Source organism: Microcoleus sp. B3-A4 (genome assembly GCF_036705385.1).
In the GTDB taxonomy this organism is placed as follows: Bacteria; Cyanobacteriota; Cyanobacteriia; order Cyanobacteriales; family Microcoleaceae; genus Microcoleus.
The window spans coordinates 1-20022 of the sequence record NZ_JAUBUI010000076.1 but is presented as its reverse complement, the minus strand read 5'-3'; the positions used below and the strand labels follow the sequence as shown (position 1 = coordinate 20022).

General features: G+C 46.8%; 20 protein-coding genes. 10 read left to right on the top strand and 10 right to left on the bottom strand.

Annotated features, from left to right (window positions below):
* Positions 1 to 86 precede the first annotated feature (86 nt).
* Entirely contained in the window at positions 87 to 521 is a 435-nt protein-coding gene (gene psbU, locus QUB33_RS23195) for a photosystem II complex extrinsic protein PsbU (protein ID WP_006635850.1), read from the top strand.
* Between the two features lie 320 nt (positions 522 to 841).
* Positions 842 to 2494 carry an L-aspartate oxidase gene (nadB, locus tag QUB33_RS23190; protein WP_333354867.1) on the top strand — a complete coding sequence of 551 codons (1653 nt, stop codon included), beginning with the start codon at positions 842 to 844 and terminating at the stop codon, positions 2492 to 2494.
* 21 nt (positions 2495 to 2515) lie between these two features.
* On the opposite strand, the gene QUB33_RS23185 is transcribed toward nadB, so the two are convergent.
* The 4 genes from QUB33_RS23185 to btpA all read right to left on the bottom strand — a co-directional run bounded on the left by QUB33_RS23185 (position 2516) and on the right by btpA (position 8103).
* Positions 2516 to 2785, bottom strand: a complete 270-nt coding sequence (locus QUB33_RS23185) for a hypothetical protein (RefSeq protein ID WP_333354863.1) — start codon at positions 2783 to 2785, stop codon at positions 2516 to 2518.
* A 684-nt stretch (positions 2786 to 3469) separates the two neighbouring features.
* Positions 3470 to 5605, bottom strand: a complete 2136-nt coding sequence (locus QUB33_RS23180; protein ID WP_445299550.1) for a CHASE2 domain-containing protein — start codon at positions 5603 to 5605, stop codon at positions 3470 to 3472.
* A gap of 537 nt (positions 5606 to 6142) precedes the next feature.
* Positions 6143 to 7066 carry a vitamin K epoxide reductase family protein gene (locus tag QUB33_RS23175; RefSeq protein ID WP_333354858.1) on the bottom strand — a complete coding sequence of 308 codons (924 nt, stop codon included), beginning with the start codon at positions 7064 to 7066 and terminating at the stop codon, positions 6143 to 6145.
* A 149-nt stretch (positions 7067 to 7215) separates the two neighbouring features.
* Complete coding sequence (btpA, locus tag QUB33_RS23170) at positions 7216 to 8103, bottom strand: photosystem I biogenesis protein BtpA (RefSeq protein ID WP_333354894.1); 888 nt, start codon at positions 8101 to 8103, stop codon at positions 7216 to 7218.
* 407 nt (positions 8104 to 8510) lie between these two features.
* Here btpA and QUB33_RS23165 point away from each other — a divergent pair, with 407 nt between their 5' ends.
* A complete protein-coding gene (locus QUB33_RS23165; RefSeq protein ID WP_333354854.1) occupies positions 8511 to 9497 on the top strand; it encodes an SGNH/GDSL hydrolase family protein in 987 nt (328 codons plus the stop codon).
* 282 nt (positions 9498 to 9779) lie between these two features.
* Here QUB33_RS23165 and QUB33_RS23160 read toward each other — a convergent pair whose 3' ends face one another.
* Entirely contained in the window at positions 9780 to 10832 is a 1053-nt protein-coding gene (locus QUB33_RS23160) for a Gfo/Idh/MocA family protein (RefSeq protein WP_006635844.1), read from the bottom strand.
* Between the two features lie 506 nt (positions 10833 to 11338).
* Between QUB33_RS23160 and QUB33_RS23155 the strand changes: the two genes are divergently transcribed.
* The gene (locus QUB33_RS23155; protein WP_333354851.1) at positions 11339 to 11998 is read left to right on the top strand and encodes a PEP-CTERM sorting domain-containing protein; all 660 of its coding nucleotides are present in this window, start codon (positions 11339 to 11341) and stop codon (positions 11996 to 11998) included.
* 36 nt (positions 11999 to 12034) lie between these two features.
* Here QUB33_RS23155 and QUB33_RS23150 read toward each other — a convergent pair whose 3' ends face one another.
* The 3 genes from QUB33_RS23150 to def all read right to left on the bottom strand — a co-directional run bounded on the left by QUB33_RS23150 (position 12035) and on the right by def (position 14433).
* Complete coding sequence (locus QUB33_RS23150) at positions 12035 to 13372, bottom strand: PrsW family glutamic-type intramembrane protease (protein ID WP_333354848.1); 1338 nt, start codon at positions 13370 to 13372, stop codon at positions 12035 to 12037.
* 300 nt (positions 13373 to 13672) lie between these two features.
* A complete protein-coding gene (locus QUB33_RS23145) occupies positions 13673 to 13873 on the bottom strand; it encodes a hypothetical protein (RefSeq protein WP_199292547.1) in 201 nt (66 codons plus the stop codon).
* Positions 13873 to 14433 (bottom strand): peptide deformylase, encoded by a 561-nt coding sequence (def, locus tag QUB33_RS23140; protein ID WP_333049453.1) that lies wholly within the window; start codon positions 14431 to 14433, stop codon positions 13873 to 13875. The genes QUB33_RS23145 and def overlap by 1 nt, the downstream gene beginning before the upstream one ends.
* A 101-nt stretch (positions 14434 to 14534) precedes the next feature.
* Here def and QUB33_RS23135 point away from each other — a divergent pair, with 101 nt between their 5' ends.
* Complete coding sequence (locus tag QUB33_RS23135; protein WP_333354845.1) at positions 14535 to 15047, top strand: DUF1648 domain-containing protein; 513 nt, start codon at positions 14535 to 14537, stop codon at positions 15045 to 15047.
* A 240-nt stretch (positions 15048 to 15287) separates the two neighbouring features.
* Here QUB33_RS23135 and QUB33_RS23130 read toward each other — a convergent pair whose 3' ends face one another.
* The gene (locus QUB33_RS23130) at positions 15288 to 15743 is read right to left on the bottom strand and encodes an aspartyl protease (RefSeq protein ID WP_333354842.1); all 456 of its coding nucleotides are present in this window, start codon (positions 15741 to 15743) and stop codon (positions 15288 to 15290) included.
* Positions 15744 to 15863: 120 nt separating this feature from the next.
* Between QUB33_RS23130 and QUB33_RS23125 the strand changes: the two genes are divergently transcribed.
* The 3 genes from QUB33_RS23125 to QUB33_RS23115 all read left to right on the top strand — a co-directional run bounded on the left by QUB33_RS23125 (position 15864) and on the right by QUB33_RS23115 (position 17620).
* The gene (locus tag QUB33_RS23125; protein WP_333354839.1) at positions 15864 to 17156 is read left to right on the top strand and encodes a pentapeptide repeat-containing protein; all 1293 of its coding nucleotides are present in this window, start codon (positions 15864 to 15866) and stop codon (positions 17154 to 17156) included.
* 97 nt (positions 17157 to 17253) lie between these two features.
* The gene (locus QUB33_RS23120) at positions 17254 to 17463 is read left to right on the top strand and encodes a hypothetical protein (protein WP_333354835.1); all 210 of its coding nucleotides are present in this window, start codon (positions 17254 to 17256) and stop codon (positions 17461 to 17463) included.
* On the top strand, positions 17447 to 17620 hold the full coding sequence (locus QUB33_RS23115) for a mannosyltransferase family protein (protein ID WP_333354831.1): 174 nt from the start codon (positions 17447 to 17449) through the stop codon (positions 17618 to 17620). Before QUB33_RS23120 ends, QUB33_RS23115 begins: the two co-directional genes overlap by 17 nt.
* 389 nt (positions 17621 to 18009) lie before the next feature.
* Here the strand turns inward: QUB33_RS23115 and QUB33_RS23110 are convergent, their stop codons facing one another.
* Positions 18010 to 18633, bottom strand: coding sequence for a TenA family protein (locus QUB33_RS23110; RefSeq protein WP_333354828.1), 624 nt, complete (start codon positions 18631 to 18633; stop codon positions 18010 to 18012).
* Between the two features lie 55 nt (positions 18634 to 18688).
* Here QUB33_RS23110 and QUB33_RS23105 point away from each other — a divergent pair, with 55 nt between their 5' ends.
* Both QUB33_RS23105 and QUB33_RS23100 read left to right on the top strand, forming a co-directional pair.
* On the top strand, positions 18689 to 18922 hold the full coding sequence (locus QUB33_RS23105) for a hypothetical protein (RefSeq protein ID WP_333354824.1): 234 nt from the start codon (positions 18689 to 18691) through the stop codon (positions 18920 to 18922).
* The gene (locus QUB33_RS23100; protein WP_333354822.1) at positions 18919 to 19881 is read left to right on the top strand and encodes a glycosyltransferase family 2 protein; all 963 of its coding nucleotides are present in this window, start codon (positions 18919 to 18921) and stop codon (positions 19879 to 19881) included. The genes QUB33_RS23105 and QUB33_RS23100 overlap by 4 nt, the downstream gene beginning before the upstream one ends.
* The last annotated feature ends 141 nt before the right edge of the window (positions 19882 to 20022 follow it).

Here is a 20022-nt window from a genome sequence, read left to right as displayed (position 1 = left end):
CTATTGCGGATTTATCTGAAAAACTGCATAAGCAAAATGGTAGTCTCTACATAAATGCTGTGTATGAAATTGGGAGACAAAACTTCATGAAACGATTGGGTCGTCTATTGGCAGTATTGGGCTTAGTGCTGGGCTGCTTTGCATGGGCTGGAGACCAAAGCGCGATCGCGGCGTCATTAAGCCGTATCGTCTTGCCATCCTCCTCGCTCCTAGCTGTTGAAGCTCCGGCTAGAACCAATCGCGCCGATGAGAAGCTTGCCACAGAATACGGCAAAAAACTTGATTTGAACAACAGCGCCGTCCGGGACTTTCGGGAATTTCGAGGGTTGTATCCCACTTTAGCTCGACTAATTATTAAGAATGCTCCTTACGAAAATGTTGAGGACGTACTCAATATTTCAGACTTGACGGATGCTCAGAAAAAAGTGCTGCAAGCTAACATGGACAAATTCACCGTAACTGATGTTGAATCAGTCTTTATTGAAGGAGACAACAGGTTGAATAATGGTCTGTACGACTAGGTAGCAGCGGGTCTCATTTGAAGGCAGAAGTCATTGGGCAGAAGGATTCGGCAGAAAGAAAAGATTTTTTTTCTATAGGCTGATGACTTCTGCCTTTAATTTCTCAAGACTTACTTTCAACCACCATTGGGCAAAAGCCTGCAAAAATTCCCTAGATTGAAATAAGCGGGTTCCCAGATTCCTCTGTAGACTCAATTCTTTAATCTAAAATCTAAAATATAAGCTCGATCGACAGACATTAGTTCTACTCCCCAGATTCATCTGTGGAGTCAATTCTAAAATCTAAAATCTAAAATCTAAAATCGACTGGCGGCAGACTTATGACTGACAAATTTGACGTATTGGTAATAGGTGCTGGCGCGGCGGGTTTGTACACAGCACTTTGCCTGCCAGAGCATTTGCACGTGGGCTTGATCAATAAAAATACCCTGCCTGTTTCTGCCAGCGATTGGGCTCAAGGAGGAATTGCGGCGGCGATCGCCCCTGAAGATTCGGCAGCACTACACATTCAGGATACACTGGCTGCTGGAGCCGGTCTTTGCGATTTGGATGCGGTGAAATTTTTAGTTGAGGAAGCTTCAGCCTGCATTGACTCCCTCGTGAAAATGGGCGTTGCATTCGATCGCACCGGCCCAGATTTAGCCCTCACTCTAGAAGCAGCCCACTCCCGCCGCCGAGTTCTCCACGCCGCAGACACTACGGGCAAAGCCGTGATCGCTACGCTGACAGCAAAAGTATTGAGCCGCAAAAACATTCAACTCGTATCTCCTGCCTTTGCTTTGAGTCTGTGGCTAGACGAAACCGGGCGCTGCCAGGGGATTAGCTCGATTTGTGGCTCACAAGTCAAGTGGCTGCAGGCCAAAGCCGTGGTGCTGGCCACAGGCGGGGGCGGGCAGGTTTTTGCTCAAACGACCAATCCGTCGGTAAGTACCGGGGACGGGGTGGCAATTGCGTGGCGCGCCGGGGCGCTGCTGCGAGACTTAGAATTTGTGCAGTTTCACCCGACGGCGCTGAGTACAGCGGGCGCACCTCGGTTTCTCATTAGCGAAGCGGTGCGGGGAGAAGGAGCTCATTTGGTTGACAGTAAGGGATATCGCTTTGCTTTTGACTTTCACCCCAGCGGGGAACTCGCCCCTAGGGATGTTGTCAGTCGCGCTATTTTCCGCCACTTGCAAAAGACGGGGGAACCTCATGTTTGGCTGGATTTGCGGCCGATTGCGGTCGATCGACTGCGCTACAGGTTTCCCAATATTATTCAAGTGTGCGCTGATTGGGGAATTGATATTTTTTCCGAACCGGTGCCCGTGACGCCCGCGGCCCATTACTGGATGGGAGGAATTGTCGCTGACAAGTTTAACCAAACTTCTATTCCGGGTTTGTACGCGGTGGGAGAAACTGCGAGCACGGGGGTACACGGCGCTAATCGGTTGGCCAGCAATTCGCTGCTGGAATGTCTGGTTTTTGGGGCGCAGATGGGACTTTTGCAGCTAGAAGGTGGAACGCCCGAGGCATTCGCCGATCAGTTCGAGGCGGGGGAAATCTTGGAAAAATCGATTTCTGAAAAGGACATTGAGGCGATCGAAAAGTTGCGGGTCGAATTGCCGAACTTGGTGTGGCAGAGTGCGGGAATTTGCCGGGAACAACGCGATTTGGAAAGTGCGATCGTCCAACTTGAGATTTGGCGGCAAGAATTTGCTTCGTTGCCTTTGAGTCAAACGCTTGATAATTTACGGCCAGGACAAATTATTGATTTTTCGCCTGCTGATGCGGAGAATAGCTCAATTTTGCGAAATTGGGGAGAAGTGGGGAATTTATTGGATATCGGCTATTTAATTGTCAAAAGTGCTGCGTTTCGCACTGAAAGTCGCGGCGGTCATTACCGACTTGACTATCCCCTCACCGATCCGGATTGGTGCAGCCATACTTTAATTAACCAATCCAATTGGTACAAATCTCCGCGAATAGAAGATTGAAAATTTATTGAAAATTTGGGGTCAGCGCGTTCCCGTACCGTCACTTTTGGGGTTCCCGTTCGGGTCTGGTTCGTATTGTTGGGGATTTCCAAACCTAGAGGTTGGTGTAACTGTCCCAACTCTGGGGGTCGATGGCGTCGGGATCTTGCCCGCGCTATGGGCTTTTGTTAAGTTGCTAGTTGAGTTGCTGGCCTGTCGAGCCGCATTTGCGATGCCGATCGTACTCACTTGCAGGCCGGCAGCCAGGGTTGCCGTTGTTGTGAGCTGAATCAAAGTACGCATAGTATTCATAGCCTTATCCAAATCACCGATGTTTATGCACGTCCCTACAACCTATTATATCTATCAATTTCAGTAGTTCCACTGATATCTTTACATTTCCTTTAATTAAGTTTCGTTAAGCTACGTAAATCTTTTTAAATCAAGGCTTTTTGGCGATTTAAATTTGGTTTGCAATCTCCGTTTCTCAATCTTTTAATATTTTTTAACATTTACAGTTTTGGAGGCAGATTCTCTATATATAGCGTGCCCTATAAGGAGATTACTGCTATAAGTAGCGCTTCACACCATTTTTTGCTTTAGTCCTGATTGAGATGAGACGGCAATTTGCTGTAATAACTTTTATCTTTTTTGTAAGTCTATCAAATGGCAGATGACAGATTTTACGATTTTAGGTCTTAGGTTTTAGATTTTAGATTTAAATAGTTCGGACATTTTTTGAACGGTTTCAAAAAGCTTAGAGGGCTTACGGTTTCAGGAGCGAGCTATTTTTTCAAAGTTAGCTGCACATCTGACGCCTTAAAATAATATCGCCCCACGACTGGATTAGGGTTTGAGGTCTAAAAAATGCTCAAATTTTGTCCGAAGTATTGAGATTTGAGATTAAAAAATTGAAGGATTAGAAATGACTTATGAAGCTCGTGGTTTGGAGCTTACCTAGGGTTGTATTTTTATTTTAAACTGGTATGGTATTAATTAAGAAAATTGATATTGATTTTTCCCGCGTTCCTTAGCACGATACATCGCAGCATCGGCATTCTTAACTAAAATCTCTGGCTCCTGACCGTCAATGGGATATAAACTAATGCCAATACTTGTAGTTACAGAAACTGTATGTTCTTCTAAAATAAAAGGCTGCATGATGGCGTCGCAAATTTTTTCCGCTACTTTCGCAGCGTCCTCGCGACCTGGAATTACGGGCAAAATGACTGTGAACTCGTCGCCGCCCAACCGCGAGATTGTATCGCTGCCGCGCAAGCATTTTTTGAGCCGACTGGCAACTGTTTTTAAGAGTAAATCGCCCATATTATGTCCGAGAGTGTCATTGATTGACTTAAATCCATCTAAATCTAAAAACAGTAAAGCTACCAATTCCTGAGAGGTGGAGGCTATTTCTAGAGACCGATGCAAGCATTCGTAGAACATTTGGCGGTTGGGCAAACCGGTAAGAGCATCGTGATAAGCTTGGTGGCTGAGCTCAGCATTTTTTTGTTCAAGGGCATTTGCCCGAAGTTGGCGCTCGGTAATATCTCTGATTGCTCCGACTAAAAATAGGTTGCCGGCAGCATCTTTATGCAGGGATCTTTTAGTCGCAATCAGATGCGTAATTCCGTGAGCGTCAGTAAAATATTCTTCATTTTCTCGCGGCTGGTGAGTTTGAAATACTAATTCGTTTTGCTGCCAAAATATCTCGGCTTCGGCTTGTGGAAATAAATCGTAATCTGTTCGGCAAGTTAAAATTTCTAAAGGATAGCCAATAAACCGACAATATGCCTGATTCAAAACTACGCAGCGGTGATTTCGATCCTTGACAAAAATGGGGTCAGGAATTGTATCGATTAGCGATTGTAAAAATTCTTTAGACCGTTTTAATTCTTCTTGCAAGTGAGCCAGATAACCCACAACAGCAGCACCAGAACCCACAAGACTGAGGATTGGAGGAATTAACGGTAGCCACCAACCGGCTAAAAATGCTAAGTATAAACTGGCACTCAGACCTAGACAGATACTGAATAAACAGTAAGCCGATCGACCAAGCGATCGCAAATTCCAACTCACATTTGCTCCGGCCCAAGACCAAAGTAAAATCCACAGCAACTCCGCAGCCTCTTGCCAGACATGGATACCCCCGCGCCCGTCGAGTGCTGCACTCAAAATTTGGCTCAAGAAATGAGCCTGAAGCTCGACTCCCGGTATTTGCTGGGGAGGAGCAAACCAACCTGAACTGTAAGCATTTTGGTAAAAGTCTCTGAGGCTGGGGGCATTTGAGCCGATCAAGACAACGCGCGATCGTACAAAATCAGCAGGTACTTTGCCAGAAAGCACATCGCCCATCGATGCAGTGCGAAAACTGCCTTGCGGGCCGCGCAGCTTGGTCAAAATTTGATAGCCGCGGCTGTCCGCTCGAACGTAAGCACCATCATTCGGTTGAAAAGGCCGAAAAACCCCCTTGCCTAACTGCAAGTATTTAGGATTGGCTTTTGCGGATTGAGGGGAAATTCCTTCGCTTTTGAGGTAAAGCAAAGCCAGTCTGAGTGCAAAACTTTTATGAGTTTTGCCGTCTCCGGGCCAAGCGTAGAGCAAAGTTCGCCGCACTTTTGAGTCAGCGTCGATGACAACATTGTTGAAACCAATTCGATCGAGCTTGTCAAGTACCGGAGGCGGGCGAACTCCGAGCCGGGTTTCGTCGGGCATCAACTCAATGCCGATTAAGGTGGGAATAGTTTTAAAAGTTTTGAGCAATTCGGCGTTACCCGGTTGAGTTGGCAAATCTCGGTAAACGTCGAGGCCGATCGCCCGCGGCTTGCCTGCGTGCAATTTTTGCAGCAATTGGGCCAAGACAGCATCCGAAATTGGGTAGCCGTATTTTTGCAAGTCAGCTTCCTTAATTTCTACAATGACGATGCGCGAGTCAATTGGTTCGGTCGGCCGCCACCGCACAAAGTGGTCGAAAGCAGCCCATTCCCACACCTGACAAAATCCGAACCAGCGCATAACAATGACCGTACTAGCAACGGCACTCGCAGTAATCAATACTCGGCGTTCTCGATCGACCCATTTTTTGATAGTTTTTAGCATATTTTGGGGATTTGCGCCTCGCCCTTTGAGCATCTAAACTACTACTACGTATAGGTTTTACCTTTCCGGGGCGATCGGCTCAGTCGATTTTAGATTTTAGATTTTAGATTTTAGATTATCCAATTTTTTGGTTTTTCGGTGCGTGCGAGTAGATTTTAGATTTTAGATTTTAGATTATCCAATTTTTTGGTTTTTCGGTGCGTGCGAGTAGATTTTAGATTTTAGATTTTAGATTATTTAATTTTTCGGTGCGATCGGGCTGCAACAGCAGAAACCGGGTTTCGCAACCAAAATATGTCATTTCAACAATCATTCTGGAAGCAGAAACCCGGTTTTTTGCATTTTTTTATGTAAAAGTTTTAGTAGTGATCCGCCCATCTAAATACTAAAAACCCCGAACTTGTTTTAATATTTTTCGTTCTCACTAATCTTTACTATTTTTTATTGATTATAGATGCAAGATTTTAGATTGATTTCGCAGCACTAGCCTAACGATAAATTAAATTAAAAACCAGGATATTTCCTGCCCATCAATCTAAAATCTGTCATCTAATATCTCCAACTTTCCTGTCAGTTTTGAAAGTTGCGGGGGCCGGTGTAACCCGATAAATCAGCGAGTTTATCCAAAGATTGTGTCCCCGAATAAAACTGACCATTAATCTCCCAAGTCGGGAAACCTTTAATATTAGCAGCAGCAGCTTCGCAAAGTGCAGTGCGGGAATTTTGGCCTTTGGGATCGCATTCAACGTAATCGATTATGGCAGCACCTTCTTTACCAAAAAGCATTTTTTGGTCGTGGCAGTGGGGACACCAGTAAGCGCTGTATTCTTTCGCGCCGATTTGTCGGAGGTGGCGAGCCAAAGCAATTTGTGCCGGGCCGGAGATTGTAGTGATGGGAGGAGGTGCAATACCGGGGGTAGAGACAATAGGAGGAGGTGACTTGACGCTGTTATAAAGTCCCAATGCACCGATCGAACTTACCATTGCCACCAAAATGCCTGTAAACACCAACTGTCCAATATCTTCCCACTCGCGCCCGACTAGCACCAGCCCAAACAGCGACAGCGAAAATAAGGCAGAAGTGATGCAGTAAATGCACAGTTCCTGAATTTCAAAAGCCATCAAATACATCAAATAGCTGCTGAAAATTACCATCGCAGCGGTGATGATAAATAGCGCTTGCCAAGTTTTGTTTTCTAGTTGAGAGTGCAGTCCTTTTTTGGTGTCGGGATTTACAGCTTTGGGAGCCAATGCCAGGATTGCTATACTCAGGTAAGCCAGACAGCCTAACAAACTTAAAGGCACAGTGCCAAAGACTGTAGCGTAGGGACTGTTGAGAACTTTGTCGCAGCCACTGGTGGGACAAATGACCGAGCCAGTCGTGAATTTAGCGATCGTGAGATAGGCCGTTTCTACGACGCCTATGGCTGCGATCGCTGCCATCACAGTCCTAGACCAGCGATGAATCCAAGGGGTTGAACGTCGGCGAATCATTTTTTGATTTGGTAATTTGGGAATTGGGAATTGTTGACTGTTGACTGTTGACTGTTGACTGTTAATTGTTAACTAATGACTGATGACTGATAACTGATGACTACTGACTACTGCCAAGAGTCAACAGTCAACAGTCAACAATTCCTATTTTACGTTTTACTTGTGACTTTGCCCGGTTCCGGTGTTGGCCCTCTTGAGCCATTAGCATCTCTATTTTCCTGTTCGCGCTCTTGCTGTGACAAGCTGCGGCGGGCGGCTTCTACAAACTGACTGACGCGGATCGGATCGATGGGCTGCTCGATGCGGCCGTTTCGTTTCAGGGAACTCGATACGATTACGCCGTCAGCGGCCTGCATGAGGGTGGAAATGTTTTCCCACGAGGCGCCGCTGCCGATGAAAACTGGAATTCCCGCCGCTGCTGCACTCGCGAGTTCTAAGTCTTCGAGATTGGGAGGGCTACCTGTTGTCCAGCCCGAAAGGATTACGGCGTCGGCTAAAGCTCGCCCGATCGTCTCTTGGACGGCTGTAGTCAAGTTGGGGCTGCCTAGGGGTCGCCCGTGCTTGACTAACACGTCTGCTAATATTTTGACATCGCTGCCCAATTCCCGGCGGTAGCGCAGTAGCTGGTGAGCTTGGCCTTCAATTAAGCCTTGGTCTGTAGCCATGATGCCGTTGAGGACGTTGACGCGGATGAATTGAGCTCCTGTGCAGGAGGCGATGGCGATCGCGCTGTGGGCGTCGTTTCGCAGCACGTTAACGCCGATCGGCAGCGTCACGAGATTTGTTAGCCTCTCAACTACCAGAGTCATGGCACTTACCACCGCCGGATCTACGCTGTCTTTAGCAAAAGGAGCGTCGAAAAAGTTCTCGACTATGATACCGTTGGCGCCACCAGAAGCCAGCGCTGTAGCCTCTTGCTCGGCTCTTCCGATAATCGCTTTGAGGTTTCCGCCCCAGCGGGGAGAAGTTGGCAAAGGCTGTAAATGTACGACACCGATTATGGGATTCGGCGTTTTGAATATTTGTTTTAAGTCCACGGATTTTCCTGAAACCACCAAGTTCACTGACGGCTGACGGCGGATTTTGACGGTATATTCTAGAATTCTATATCTACGGGGGCGATTCGGTTGACTGAATCGGGCAGCTAAGTGGCTCAAACCCCGAAGCCATAACATTTTAGATTTTAGATTTTAGATTTTAGATTTTACAAAGGCGACCTACTCACCTCACTCAAAGACGGATACTTGCTTCTAGACATGAGTCGTGGAAAGCAAAAAAGTTTAGATTTTAGCGAGATCTCCCAGATTCATCTGTGGAGTCAATGCTTTAATCTTTAATCTTTAATCGACTGACTACAATCGGGGTTGAAAGCTTGACTGCAGTTGCATTCTTTTTTATACCTTGGTGTCGGCAGGGATTTATCCTTCTCTATCGAGGTTAAGTGGTGGAAGTTGTTCTCATAATTTTGGCTGTCACCGCAGGATTGGGGGCGGCAATCGAAGTGCTGCTGCGGGTGCTGCTGGGTTTTGGTAATCCCTTGATTTATATTGCCGATGCCGAGTGCGGCTATTTGTTGGCGCCCAACCAGAAGGTGCGTCGCTTGGGCAACCGGATTGAGATTAACGAGTATTCGATGCGTAGCGGAGCGATCGCCCCGATCGCCACTCCAGAAACTCTGCGCGTCTTGCTGTTGGGAGATTCTGTCGCCAACGGCGGTTGGTGGACACATCAGACAGATACGATTTCGGAAATTATGGCTCGGAATTTGAGACTGCTAGTACAGAATCTGGCGAACAATACACAATTAGGTTCACAAGTCAACTATTCAAATTTTGAAGTTCTCAACGCCTCAGCCAATTCTTGGGGACCGAGGAATCAACTTGCTTACGCCAAGCGGTTCGGTGTTTTTGGGGCAAATGCTGTGGTGTTGCTGCTCAATACGGACGATTTTTTTGCATCGGCTCCCTGCTATCTGGTTGTGGGGCGCGATCGATCTTACCCGGATCGCAAACCCCGATCGGCTACGCTAGAGTTATTGAGCCGCTACCTACTACCTGCAGTGCCGACTCGGCAATTGGCAGCACCCGGAGCCACAAGCGGCGATGTAGTAGGCTCCAACTTAGAGGCTATTCGCCAAATCCAGAAAATAGCTGTATCCGCCAACATCGAGTTTTTGGTAGCCGTCACGCCCAAGCGGGGCGAACTCGGCGGCTCGGGCCCTCGCGACTGGGAAGTCAATGCTAGAGCGCGTCTCGCCGAACTCGTGGAAACAGAGAAAATTACTTACATAGATTTTCTTCCCATTTTCAATTGTGCGGCCGAATTTCCCACTTTGTATCGAGACAGCATTCACCTGAGTCCTCAAGGAAATCAGCTAGTTAGCAAAACCATCAGTCGTCAAATAGTCGGTCTTTTTTGCCATAAATCGTGACTTCACCTAAAGACGGATACTTGCCCACGACTTCTGTTGTCGAGAGCAAAAAAGTTGAAACCTTAGTTCAAGCCCCCAGATTCATCTGCAGAGTCAATCTAAGATCTAAAATCGCTCAACCGATCGCAACTCGACGCTCGCACTCGCCGAACTTCTCACGCCCAATAGTCCAATCTCAAATCGACTGACATCGAATCCGGTTGCATGGGAACAGTTACCCTCTTCAACGAACAACAAACCCAAACTGTAAAAGCACCCGGAAACGACACAATTGGTCTCGATTTAGCTAACTTGCAAAGTAGACTCTAGCTCTTTCGGATACCAAGCTTGACCGTCGAGAGCCATTTGCTCAATCAAACTCGCAAGCCGCAGAGCTTTGAGAGCTTGTTCTCCTCCCACAGAAGGCTGATTTCCACCCCGCACGCAATTAATAAAATGCTCCAATTCTGCGTGGAGCGGTTCAATATTGCTGGTGTAAACTTTCTCGATCAACCCATCTTGACGGTAAAGCACCTGACCGTAATCCGTCACGTAATTGGCGGTTGTTTGTCGGTGAATCAAGATTTCGTTGTTGAGAAAATCTGCCTCTGTCAGAGAATTCTTGCAGTGAGCCACGATTGAACGGAGTTTGCGGTGCGTCACCTTACTGGCAGTCAGGGTGGCGACAATGCCGTTAGCAAAGTTCAACGTCGCTGTCACGTAGTCTAAATAACCTGAATCTGAGGCCCTGCTGCCGCTGGCCGTCAGCTTCACCACTTGGGAATCTGCCAATTCCAGGAGCAAGTCGATGTCGTGGATCATTAAATCCAAAACTACCGATACGTCGTTAGCCCGCTGGGAATAGGGACTCATCCGGTGAGCTTCCAATGCCAGTAACTCTTCAGTTTTCAGCACTTTGCCGAGTTCCTGAAAAGCTGGATTGAACCGCTCGATGTGACCCACTTGTAAAATCCGGTGGGCCTCAGCAGCCGCGTTGACCAAAGATTCGGCTTCGGCAATGCTAGCCGCGATCGGCTTTTCAATTAAAACGTGAACACCCGCTTGGAGACAAGACATCCCCACAGGGTGATGCAGGCGAGTTGGAACGGCGACGCAAACTGCATCTACGTGGGCGAGCAAATCTCGGTAGTCTTCAAAGAAGCGAACCCGGTATTTGCTTGCTACATCTATTCCCCGCTCTACATTTATGTCTGCAACACCCACGAGTTCGATATCTTTTAGCAAGCTCAGAACTCGCGTGTGATGCTGGCCCATATTGCCAACCCCAATCACCCCAATGCGGAGGGGTTCGGGTTGACTTCGCTGGGCGAAAACGTTTGCGTATCCCAATGACATCCTATCTAGCACTCCTGGATTCTCCTCCACCACCACAGGAATCAAGCCCCTTGGCTTCCCTCAGCTACTCACAGCCATCCAGATAGTACCACAGTCAAACTATTTGTGAAGAATTTCTAAGTTAAGTTGCGATTGTCGCATCAGGTAATTAAGCAGTAGCTCCTCATACACAAGGGCAGAATACAGCGGTAAAATGTCTGGAAATTGCGTATTGACAAAATTTATTAAATGTGTATGCAGATCGGGACGATCGTCTGCTGCATCGCCACAACACAAACCCGTCGGAATATTTGGCGATTACGATAAAACATTTTTCTAGTTTGTGTTCAAAAGTAATAGTGAAAGTCATAAATTATACAAATACAACAGAGGACGCACCCGTATTAGTTCGGTTATTTAGATTCGGCAATCTTTGACTTCAAAAAAATTTACTTTAAGAATGCGGATAATTACGGGCGATCGCTCACTCAAATAAACTAGACTTACGTAAAGTTTAATAAAAAATAATGAGTCACAAACAAAGACCCAGATTAGGAAATGCGATCGCTACCACAATTTTAAGTTTGTTTTCAGGCGTTTCATTGGTAGGAGTAGACAAAGCACAAGCCGCCTTACTCACCTACACTTTGGATTTGGATTCCACCCCTGGGAGAAGTTATTTGAAAGTGGATAACTCCACCCTTACAGGAATAGGAGTTGAAGAAATTGCAGTTTCCGAGGGAAGATTCTACGGTTACACTTTCGGAGGAAGCAAAGAATACCAAGATTTCGCAGGGGTTACAGCTTCCTTTTATGAAGGGAATTTTACCGGACTGAATACAAGCGGTGGCGACCAGGTGATCACAGAAGTAAGCTATGAAGATCCAGGCGAACCGCCTGTATGGTTCATACTGGACAGCAGAATATCTTGGTATATCGAGACATTCCCTGTGCCTTATTTGGATGCACCGCCGGGCTCTGCGTTTTTTGGGTATTACGAGCAATATACGACCGGTCGCGACGGTAGAACAGAGCTAACCGATAGAGAGTTCTACAATAGCTGGTTTTCTTACACTCTAGTGGATACCGAAGCCGAACCAGTTCCCGAACCTCTCACCGCAGGGGGTACAGCTTTAGCATTGGCTGGTTTAAGCTGGTTAAAACACAAGAAAAAAATGGCAGGTTGAGGTGCGATCGCACATAAACAATTAAGCACTCAGAAGTCACTTTTCAAAGAATATTCGAGTTGCAAAATTTTGCTCTCGATTGGGAGACAGAGCTCTGGCTTTCAAAATCGCGGCTACCAAAAAGGCATAGGACAAAACTCCCACCAAGGCCAGCAAAAGTACGCTGACGGCTCCCGACGCATTCCACAAAGCGTGAAGTGCGGAAGCACTGAAATAGCCTACACCCAAAATTTGCCAGCGCTTCCTAGGTTTGAGGGCGCTCAAACCGATAAAATATCCCAAATAGCCGCTGTAAGCCATGTGTCCGGCAGCGGAACCCAAAATGCGGGGAATTAGCAACTGCAATCCTACTAATTGTCCCGCCTCCGCCCCTGCTTGCAGGGTGACATTTTGGATCACATTGGGAACGTACTGTCCCAGAGTTTCTAACAGTGTAAAGCCGACGGCGGAGGCACTTCCTAACAGAATTCCGTCTAAAGGTTCCCAAACGCCGATTCGATCGCGCCACGGATTTCGCAGCCAATTTCCCAGCAGCATCGCTCCCAAAACGGGCAGGGCTTTCAGCAATTCTTCCATCAGACCCGCCCCGAAAAACATTCTGTTCAAAAAAGGCAAAAAACTGATGGTTTCGCCTGCGGTTGGCAGGTTGCCGGGCAAAATTTCTCTAAATACGAATATAAATCCCATTAATAAGGGGCTGATCACAATCAGGACTGTAGCTAACGCCGAACCGAGCAATACCCACCAAGGCTTGTGTTTGCCGCACAGTTGATAGATAAAGTAGTAAGCCGCACCGGCGAGGTAAGCTGACAGCAGCAAATTGAATGCTGCGGAATTTCCAACTGCGACAAACATCGACACGACAACAATAACTGTGGCAATACCTGGATATAAGTAAGCTTTTTGGCTTAATTGTTTGCCCGTGGAGGCGATCGGGAATAATTGAGTTAAAGTGAGAGCGTCTTTTTCGCTACCAGCAAAATTGCCCGTTTGTGGTGCACGGAATCCGGGTTGATTTTGGTAAGGGGTTACGGGAGATTCAAATATAAATTCAGGGCCGTCAAGGCCGAGACTGATGCGATCGCCTGTTTCTAAAGTTTGGCAGCCCGAGAGCTTTTTTCCGTTGATATAAGTTCCGTTAGCGCTGTTGAGGTCGCAAATTTCCCATCTCGTCACAGTACCCTGAGTTAGGGGACGGATCGTGGCGTGGCGACGGGAAACCATGCCGTGATTGATAGACTCTAAAGCTATTTGACAATTGCGATCTCGTCCGATGACCAATTCCCCATCTTCACAAAGTTGGTACTTGGATGCTGGCGTTCCCGCAGCGTCTTTGGCTGGCACTTGTCGCAGAAATCCGATTTCATTAGTCATGAGTTATGAGTCATCAGTCATCAGTCATCAGTCATTAGTGATGAGTTCGCGAGCTGTTAGCTGATGTTATTTTTGGGCAGTCTTTATTCCACAGTGATTAGTGATGAGTTCGCGAGCTGTTAGCTGATGTTATTTATCCGCTATTTTGCTGCCACAGTTATTAGTTGTTAGGTCCTAACTAATGACTAATAGACATCTCCAAAAATTCTTGTGGGGATTAAGGGTTAGGCATCCTGCCTGCCCAAAACCTACTTTTCTGGAGATGTCTAATGACTAAAAACTCATGACTAAAAACTCTGCTTATAGATTTGCCCTGGCATCCTGAACGGCTGCATAGAAAAATATGCCAGTTAGCGGTACGCTTAGGGCGAGGATGATGCCCGTGACTAAATTGCCAAGTTGAGCTTCTCCCGATGACAGCTCAAATATGGAGCCGACTGCCGCGATCGCAGTGATGCACGAAAGAGCTAAGAGTAAACCACTTTTCGGAGTTCCTGCCATCATACTGATTTTACTGCCTTGGGCGAAAATTTATGCTTGACTAATGCTTCATTCAGTGCAAGCTTGTTTTCTACTCTGTCTACAAACAGCACTCCGTTGAGGTGATCCATTTCGTGCTGAATTGCCCGAGACAGTAACTCTGTTGCTATCAGGGTTTGTGGGCGGCCGTATTCGTCGCGGTAGGATACTTCAATGACTTCTGGGCGTTTGACTTCTAAATAAACTCCCGGAATGCTCAAACACCCTTCTTGCAAGATGCAGATATCGCTGCTGCTACTTTTAATGGTGGGATTGATCAAAACCATTGGGGGTGTGGCGGGGTTTTCCGGGTCACAGTCGAGGACGATTACTTGTTTGTTGACTCCGACTTGGGGGGCGGCCAAACCGATACCGTCGGCACTGTACATGGTTTGCAGCATTTCTCGGACTAGCTGCCGAATTTCTGCATCGACGCTTTTGACGCGCTTAGCTGGCTGCCGAAGGACGCGATCGCCTAATGTGTGTATTGTTAGGGGCGGTTTTTCTAACTTTTTCTTTTCAATCAAGACCTGAGCCGTCATAGAACCTCGCGAGATGTTTGGAAACCCCCAACGAAAGCTGTTGGGGGATGAAATTGGAACCAATACTATTATTTTCAATATTAATCTAATTTTAAGTAGCCATGACTGGAAACGCACCAAACCAACGACCGATTATTTCTCTGGGGCTTTCGCCTGTTTTAGTGGCAGTAGAGCTTTTAGGCGCGATCGCGATTTTGCTGGCTGTTTTGCTCATCGTCAAGTTTTGGGCCGTTTTGCCCGATCGAATTCCGATTCATTTCGGCTTAGGGGGGCTGGCTGATGCTTGGGGCGACAAGGTGACGATTTGGGTCGTTCCGGCGGTTGCTGCCATTATTTTTGCGGTTTTAACGGCAGTTTCGCGCTATCCGCATACTTTTAATTATCCGGTACGGATTACTTCTGAGAACGCTCACCGGCAATATCTGTTGGGCAGAGGCTTTTTGGCTTGGCTGAAGGCGGAGATTTGCTGGCTGTTGGCCTTTGTGGTGCGGCAGCAAATTCTTGTCGCTTTGGGCAATGCTCAAAGATTTAGTGTGGAGTTAGTTTTGGGGATAATTGTTTTGATATTTGGGACGGTTTGCGTGTATTTGCTCAAGGCTTATTCTGTTCGCTAGAGGTAGGGCAAAAAAACTTACATATACCCCCAAAAAAATTTTCAATCGATTTTATTTAAGCGATGTTAATAATATATAAGCTATCAATAATCTAGAAAAGTCGTTTGTGATGAGGAATAAATTACTCAAAAATTTTTGAATATTTTAGTTCTAACTATAAACATTTTTGAGGGCGGATAATTGACTGGGCATCATAGGAATCACAGGCGAGAAGTTGGTGCTATGGTAAACGCCGATCGACTAACCCATCAGATATGTTTGCTGATTGTTCATCGGCAATACTCGCAACCGTCGATTTTTCAAATCAGGTTCTAAGCCTAGTTCTTCCATGGGAATCACGCCCAGCAAAACAGCAGAAACGCCTTCGGGTAACTCTAAACAATCAAATCTCCCTTCTCTCCCCTCTACAATAATTTGAGCGCCTGCAAAAATTCGACCTTTTTTGATGCCGGCTGATGTTTCTACATCTCTTTCTCCTACTTGTCTTAAACCTAGTTGGCTAATAATAGGAGCTGGCAAGGAAAGCAAAGTTGCTCCGGTATCGACAACAACGTTATCGAGGGTAACAGAGCGAACTTCCTCAGCAGCAATGAATCCCCGTTCAGCCATAACTAGATCGATGAAATTCGTGACGGTGATTGTAGTGATTACTTGACCCATTTGTTTTTCTTGCAGATTGGGGAGTACCAGGGTCATAATATGTTACCTCTTTGAGTATAATTAGTGGATATTTCTATTGTAATGCTATCTAGAATCCTGCGAAAGTTAGTTAAAATCGTTATAATGACCGGCTAAAATTAGAACTTGCCTCAACGCATGACACCAGAAAACAACTCTTCTCAACCCAATCGCCCTGAATCTAACGTGACTGTAGAAAGTCTCAACGGTGCGAGTCCTACTGCGCCACCAGAATCAGGGACAATCGTCGCTACTGCTGAACCGAAAAAACCCGTGCCCCCGCCTCCAACTCGCAAGGTTTTATTGCCGGAGCAGCCGGAACAAACGACTGCTGAGAAGTCGGGGTCGGCGCTGACGCTGGGGTTGATCGCAGCGATGATTTTTGGGCTGGCCAATGACAATATTTGGCTGGGCTTAATTGGTGGCGTCGGTGCGATCGGCATATCGCTGCGGCTGATGTGGCCGAGTTGGGGCAAAATCTGGGCGCAGGTAATTCCGCCGACTTGGCGCACTCTGATCGTCGCCTGCTTCGGGCTTTTAGCTGGGATTGTTGGCTTGCTGATGCTCAGCGGTAGTAATACTGAACCGGGAAGCCGCAACATCCAAATCAACTGGGACGCCATCGGCGCTCTCGGCGAGCTGATCGGCGCTTTGGGTCAAATTTTGATCGCAATTTTGGGCGTTTACGTGGCTTGGCGGCAGTACGTGATCTCGAAAGATTTGACGATTCAGCAAAACAGAATTACGCAGCAGCAAACGATCGATGCTTATTTTCAAGGGGTTTCGGACTTAGCCCTTGACGAACAAGGGTTTTTGGAAGACTGGCCGCAGGAAAGGGCGATCGCAGAAGGTCGCACGGCTGCGATTATGAGCAGTGTAGATGCTGAAGGTAAAGCTAAAATTCTGCGGTTTTTGTCGCAGTCTAGATTGGTTACTCCTCTGAAGCGCGATCGGCTCTTAGGCCGCCCCATCCTTGACGGCGACGGCGGCTACGCTGAAGACAGAGATCACGGTATCCGCGTTATCGATCTCAATGTCATGTTAGCGGGTGCTGACCTGGCTGGCACCGATTTGCGGTGGACGGATTTGAGCGAAGCCAACCTCGTCCGCGCCAATCTCAGCAAGTGCGATTTAGTCAAAGCCAACCTCTCCCGCGCTGTCTTGTACGACGCCAATCTCGCTCGCGCCGACATGAGAGCCGCCGCATTATTCTACGGCTCGGCAGAAACTGCATCTCCCCGCAGCCGTACCGAATTTCCCAACTATCAAACGGGTGAACATACCGGCGCTGTGGTTGAACACGCTGATTTCACCGGTGTCAAGCGGCTATCGGACGAGCAGCGCTATTACTGCTGCGCTTGGTGTGGCTCGAAGTCGAGAGAGACTATTCCCGGTGGCTGCGAAGGGATTCCCAATAAACTCGGGCGTTAAAATTAGCAGTACGGCTCTACTTACGTATATATTTGGCGATCGCTCGGCAGCGGACTATACATTAATTTTAAATCTACAGTCTTGCGCTGTTTTAGCCATGACAAATACGGATTTAGGGCTAGAAGTAATTCCGCGCCTCGATCGCTCCAAAAGCAGGGACGGGTTAATTTTTGTAATTGCTATGTGGTTTCTGAGCCGATCGGTAATTGCGATCGGGATGCAGCTAATTACTCCTTTAGTCGGCAAAAACCCGCCCCTGTGTGATCCCCAGCCACCTCTGGATTTTGTAAGTGGCTTCACTTCCTAAAAGTGGCTGGGAACAGTTTTCGCACTGGGACGGTAAATGGTACGTCGAAATCGCTAATTTAGGCTACAGCTATGCAGAGGACGAGCAGCAGCATTCTGTAGCTTTTTATCCCCTATTTCCTTTGCTGATACGCGGGTTGACGACTCTTGGAATGTAAGTGGAATTAGCAGACGCACTAATTAATAGTTGGGCGTTCTTCGGGGCCTTATTGGTGGTTGCAAGCTGTTAGTAAAGTTCGATGGCTTTGGGCGGTGGCTATTTGTTGTCGTAGTTGCGAAAAAGGCTGAGCATTACAGTCGTCTGTTTCGGTTTTTGCTCTTTAGCGCACAACTAATAAACTCCGGTGCTCTGCAATCGCTTCACCGATACGCTTACGGGATTGTGTCGCTCTCGATCGGACTCGGTTTAGTGTTGAGTAGTCAGCCGCGTTGGGGATATGCTGTTATGACATTATTTGCTATATTCCTGCTGTACATGAGTGTTAAACTTGCTGCCTGGGCGTAGGAAGCTTAAGATAATTATCCCTCTTTTTTGCCCAAACTTAATTTACTCTATTTCCCAAGCTGCCTGAAAAAAGTCTCTTTCACACTGCATAGCGTAGCGATAGGTTGCTTCTACTTCCGGCCCAGCTTCTGCGTAGCGATCGACCAAACTTTCCAGCCGTTTTGCTAAAATCTCAAAATCAGGGCTGTTATAGGTAGAAATCCAGTCGCTAAAGGCGTGTTCTGGTATATGAGGTTTAGCTAGCTGCTGTCCCAAAAAAGCATACAACCGCAAGCAAGGAGTCATCGCGGCTACTGTCAAACCGACACCGCTTCCCCAGGCTGTGGCTAATAAAAAATCTGTGTAGCGGCGGGTAGCGATTCCCGGTTTAGCCTCTTGCAAGTTTACCCCCCATTTGCCTGCATATCCTTGATGCAACCGAAGTTCTTCTAAAACACCGCTGCCGAGATTGTGGAGGATTTCAAACCCCTCCCAGTCGGGTGCTTTTGCCGCAGCGATACTGTAAGCGCGAGCGAATGCTCCCAGAAAAAATGCGTCTTGTGCAACGTAATATGCAAAACTATTTTGGGGGAGGCTGCCGTCAGCAAGGCCTCTGACAAAGGGATGTTGCAGACAAGCTTCGCTTAAGTCTTGATTTGCTTGCCACAGATAATGGGAATTTGTCATGCAATTTTTAATCTATGGGTTATGATTGTGATTTTTATAGTCTGACTAAACATCTATGATAACAGATATTTTCGTTGGGCGTGCGTCAGTCTTATGGCGTCTTTTATTTTTCGTATTTAAGAAAATAGATAAGTTTTGGTACGCTGCTATTTTGTCGGCGGCTGTTGTATCGAGCCAAGAGCGAAATTACGTGCAGAACCTCTCTCGTGAAGCAGCCAGCGTGTTTTGGGAAAAAGAAACTTTTGATTTAAGGGTTAAAAAGCCGATTTTTAAACATAAACAGCAATGAACGATACACCTAAGTATTCTTTGGTAATTCCTATCTATAACGAAGAAGAAAATCTCGTTGAATTGTATAGGCGAATTAGTGCCGTGATGGATCGGCTGGACGGCCCAGTAGAATTAATTTTAATCAATGATGGTAGCCGCGATCGCTCTCTCGAACTTTTGCGAGAATTGCACGAAAAAGACTCGCGAATTTGCTACCTTAGTTTTGCCCGCAATTTCGGCCACCAAATAGCTGTAACTGCTGGCTTAAACTTTTCTACAGGTCAAGTTGTAGTCATCATGGACGGGGATTTGCAAGACCCGCCAGAACTAATTATAGATATGGTAGAACAGTGGCGGCAGGGCTATCAAGTTGTTTACGCTCAGCGCACTCAACGCCGTCAAGAAAGTTGGTTTAAGCGGTTGCCAGCTTATATGTATTATCGCATTTTGCGGCATCTTGCGGATGTTGATATTCCCATAGATACGGGAGATTTTTGTTTGATGGATCGCTGTGTAGTCAATGTACTCAACGCAATGCCAGAACGTAACCGCTACATTCGGGGACTGCGCGCTTGGATTGGTTTTAAACAAACGGCAGTTAAGTTTGAACGAGATCCGCGTTTTGCTGGGGAGGTCAAGTATACATTCAGAAAATCTTTGAGTTTGGCGATGAATGGTTTAGTATCTTTTTCAAAAGTTCCCCTCCGACTTTCGATTTATATGGGGTTATTTGCGGCATTTGTATCTGTGTTAATGGCTTTTTTGATTTTGTATTGGCGGATTTTTTATCCAAGTTCTGCCTTAACGGGTTTGACAATTGTGATGATGGCGGTTTTCTTTTTGGGTGCGGTGCAGTTGGTTAGTATTGGGATTTTGGGCCAGTATATAGGGCGTATTTACGAGGAGGTGAAGGGACGGCCGCTTTATACGCTGGCAGAAGTGGCTGGTTTTGGCGATCGACACCGATCGCCAAAATAATTTTAGCAAATAACTGTTAACTCATCGTGCCTCAATTATCTAATTTATGAGATAATTTAAGATCCTGGAGTTTAGACTAAAAAACGAGCGCATCTAAAAGTAGCTGCCTTTAAATATCCGGCAAGCTGTTACTCAAAAACT

Bases quoted from the DNA above. Each gene is read 5' to 3' on its own strand.
- QUB33_RS23125 (WP_333354839.1), top strand. From the start codon at position 15,864: ATGACACCAGAAAACAACTCTTCTCAACCCAATCGCCCTGAATCTAAC.
- QUB33_RS23100 (WP_333354822.1), top strand. From the start codon at position 18,919: ATGAACGATACACCTAAGTATTCTTTGGTAATTCCTATCTATAACGAA.
- nadB (WP_333354867.1), top strand. From the start codon at position 842: ATGACTGACAAATTTGACGTATTGGTAATAGGTGCTGGCGCGGCGGGT.
- def (WP_333049453.1), bottom strand. From the start codon at position 14,433: ATGACGGCTCAGGTCTTGATTGAAAAGAAAAAGTTAGAAAAACCGCCC.
- QUB33_RS23135 (WP_333354845.1), top strand. From the start codon at position 14,535: ATGACTGGAAACGCACCAAACCAACGACCGATTATTTCTCTGGGGCTT.
- QUB33_RS23155 (WP_333354851.1), top strand. From the start codon at position 11,339: ATGAGTCACAAACAAAGACCCAGATTAGGAAATGCGATCGCTACCACA.
- QUB33_RS23160 (WP_006635844.1), bottom strand. From the start codon at position 10,832: ATGTCATTGGGATACGCAAACGTTTTCGCCCAGCGAAGTCAACCCGAA.
- QUB33_RS23185 (WP_333354863.1), bottom strand. From the start codon at position 2,785: ATGAATACTATGCGTACTTTGATTCAGCTCACAACAACGGCAACCCTG.
- QUB33_RS23175 (WP_333354858.1), bottom strand. From the start codon at position 7,066: ATGATTCGCCGACGTTCAACCCCTTGGATTCATCGCTGGTCTAGGACT.
- QUB33_RS23110 (WP_333354828.1), bottom strand. From the start codon at position 18,633: ATGACAAATTCCCATTATCTGTGGCAAGCAAATCAAGACTTAAGCGAA.
- QUB33_RS23180 (WP_445299550.1), bottom strand. From the start codon at position 5,605: ATGCTCAAAGGGCGAGGCGCAAATCCCCAAAATATGCTAAAAACTATC.
- psbU (WP_006635850.1), top strand. From the start codon at position 87: ATGAAACGATTGGGTCGTCTATTGGCAGTATTGGGCTTAGTGCTGGGC.
- QUB33_RS23130 (WP_333354842.1), bottom strand. From the start codon at position 15,743: ATGACCCTGGTACTCCCCAATCTGCAAGAAAAACAAATGGGTCAAGTA.
- QUB33_RS23105 (WP_333354824.1), top strand. From the start codon at position 18,689: ATGATAACAGATATTTTCGTTGGGCGTGCGTCAGTCTTATGGCGTCTT.
- QUB33_RS23120 (WP_333354835.1), top strand. From the start codon at position 17,254: ATGACAAATACGGATTTAGGGCTAGAAGTAATTCCGCGCCTCGATCGC.
- QUB33_RS23150 (WP_333354848.1), bottom strand. From the start codon at position 13,372: ATGACTAATGAAATCGGATTTCTGCGACAAGTGCCAGCCAAAGACGCT.
- QUB33_RS23145 (WP_199292547.1), bottom strand. From the start codon at position 13,873: ATGGCAGGAACTCCGAAAAGTGGTTTACTCTTAGCTCTTTCGTGCATC.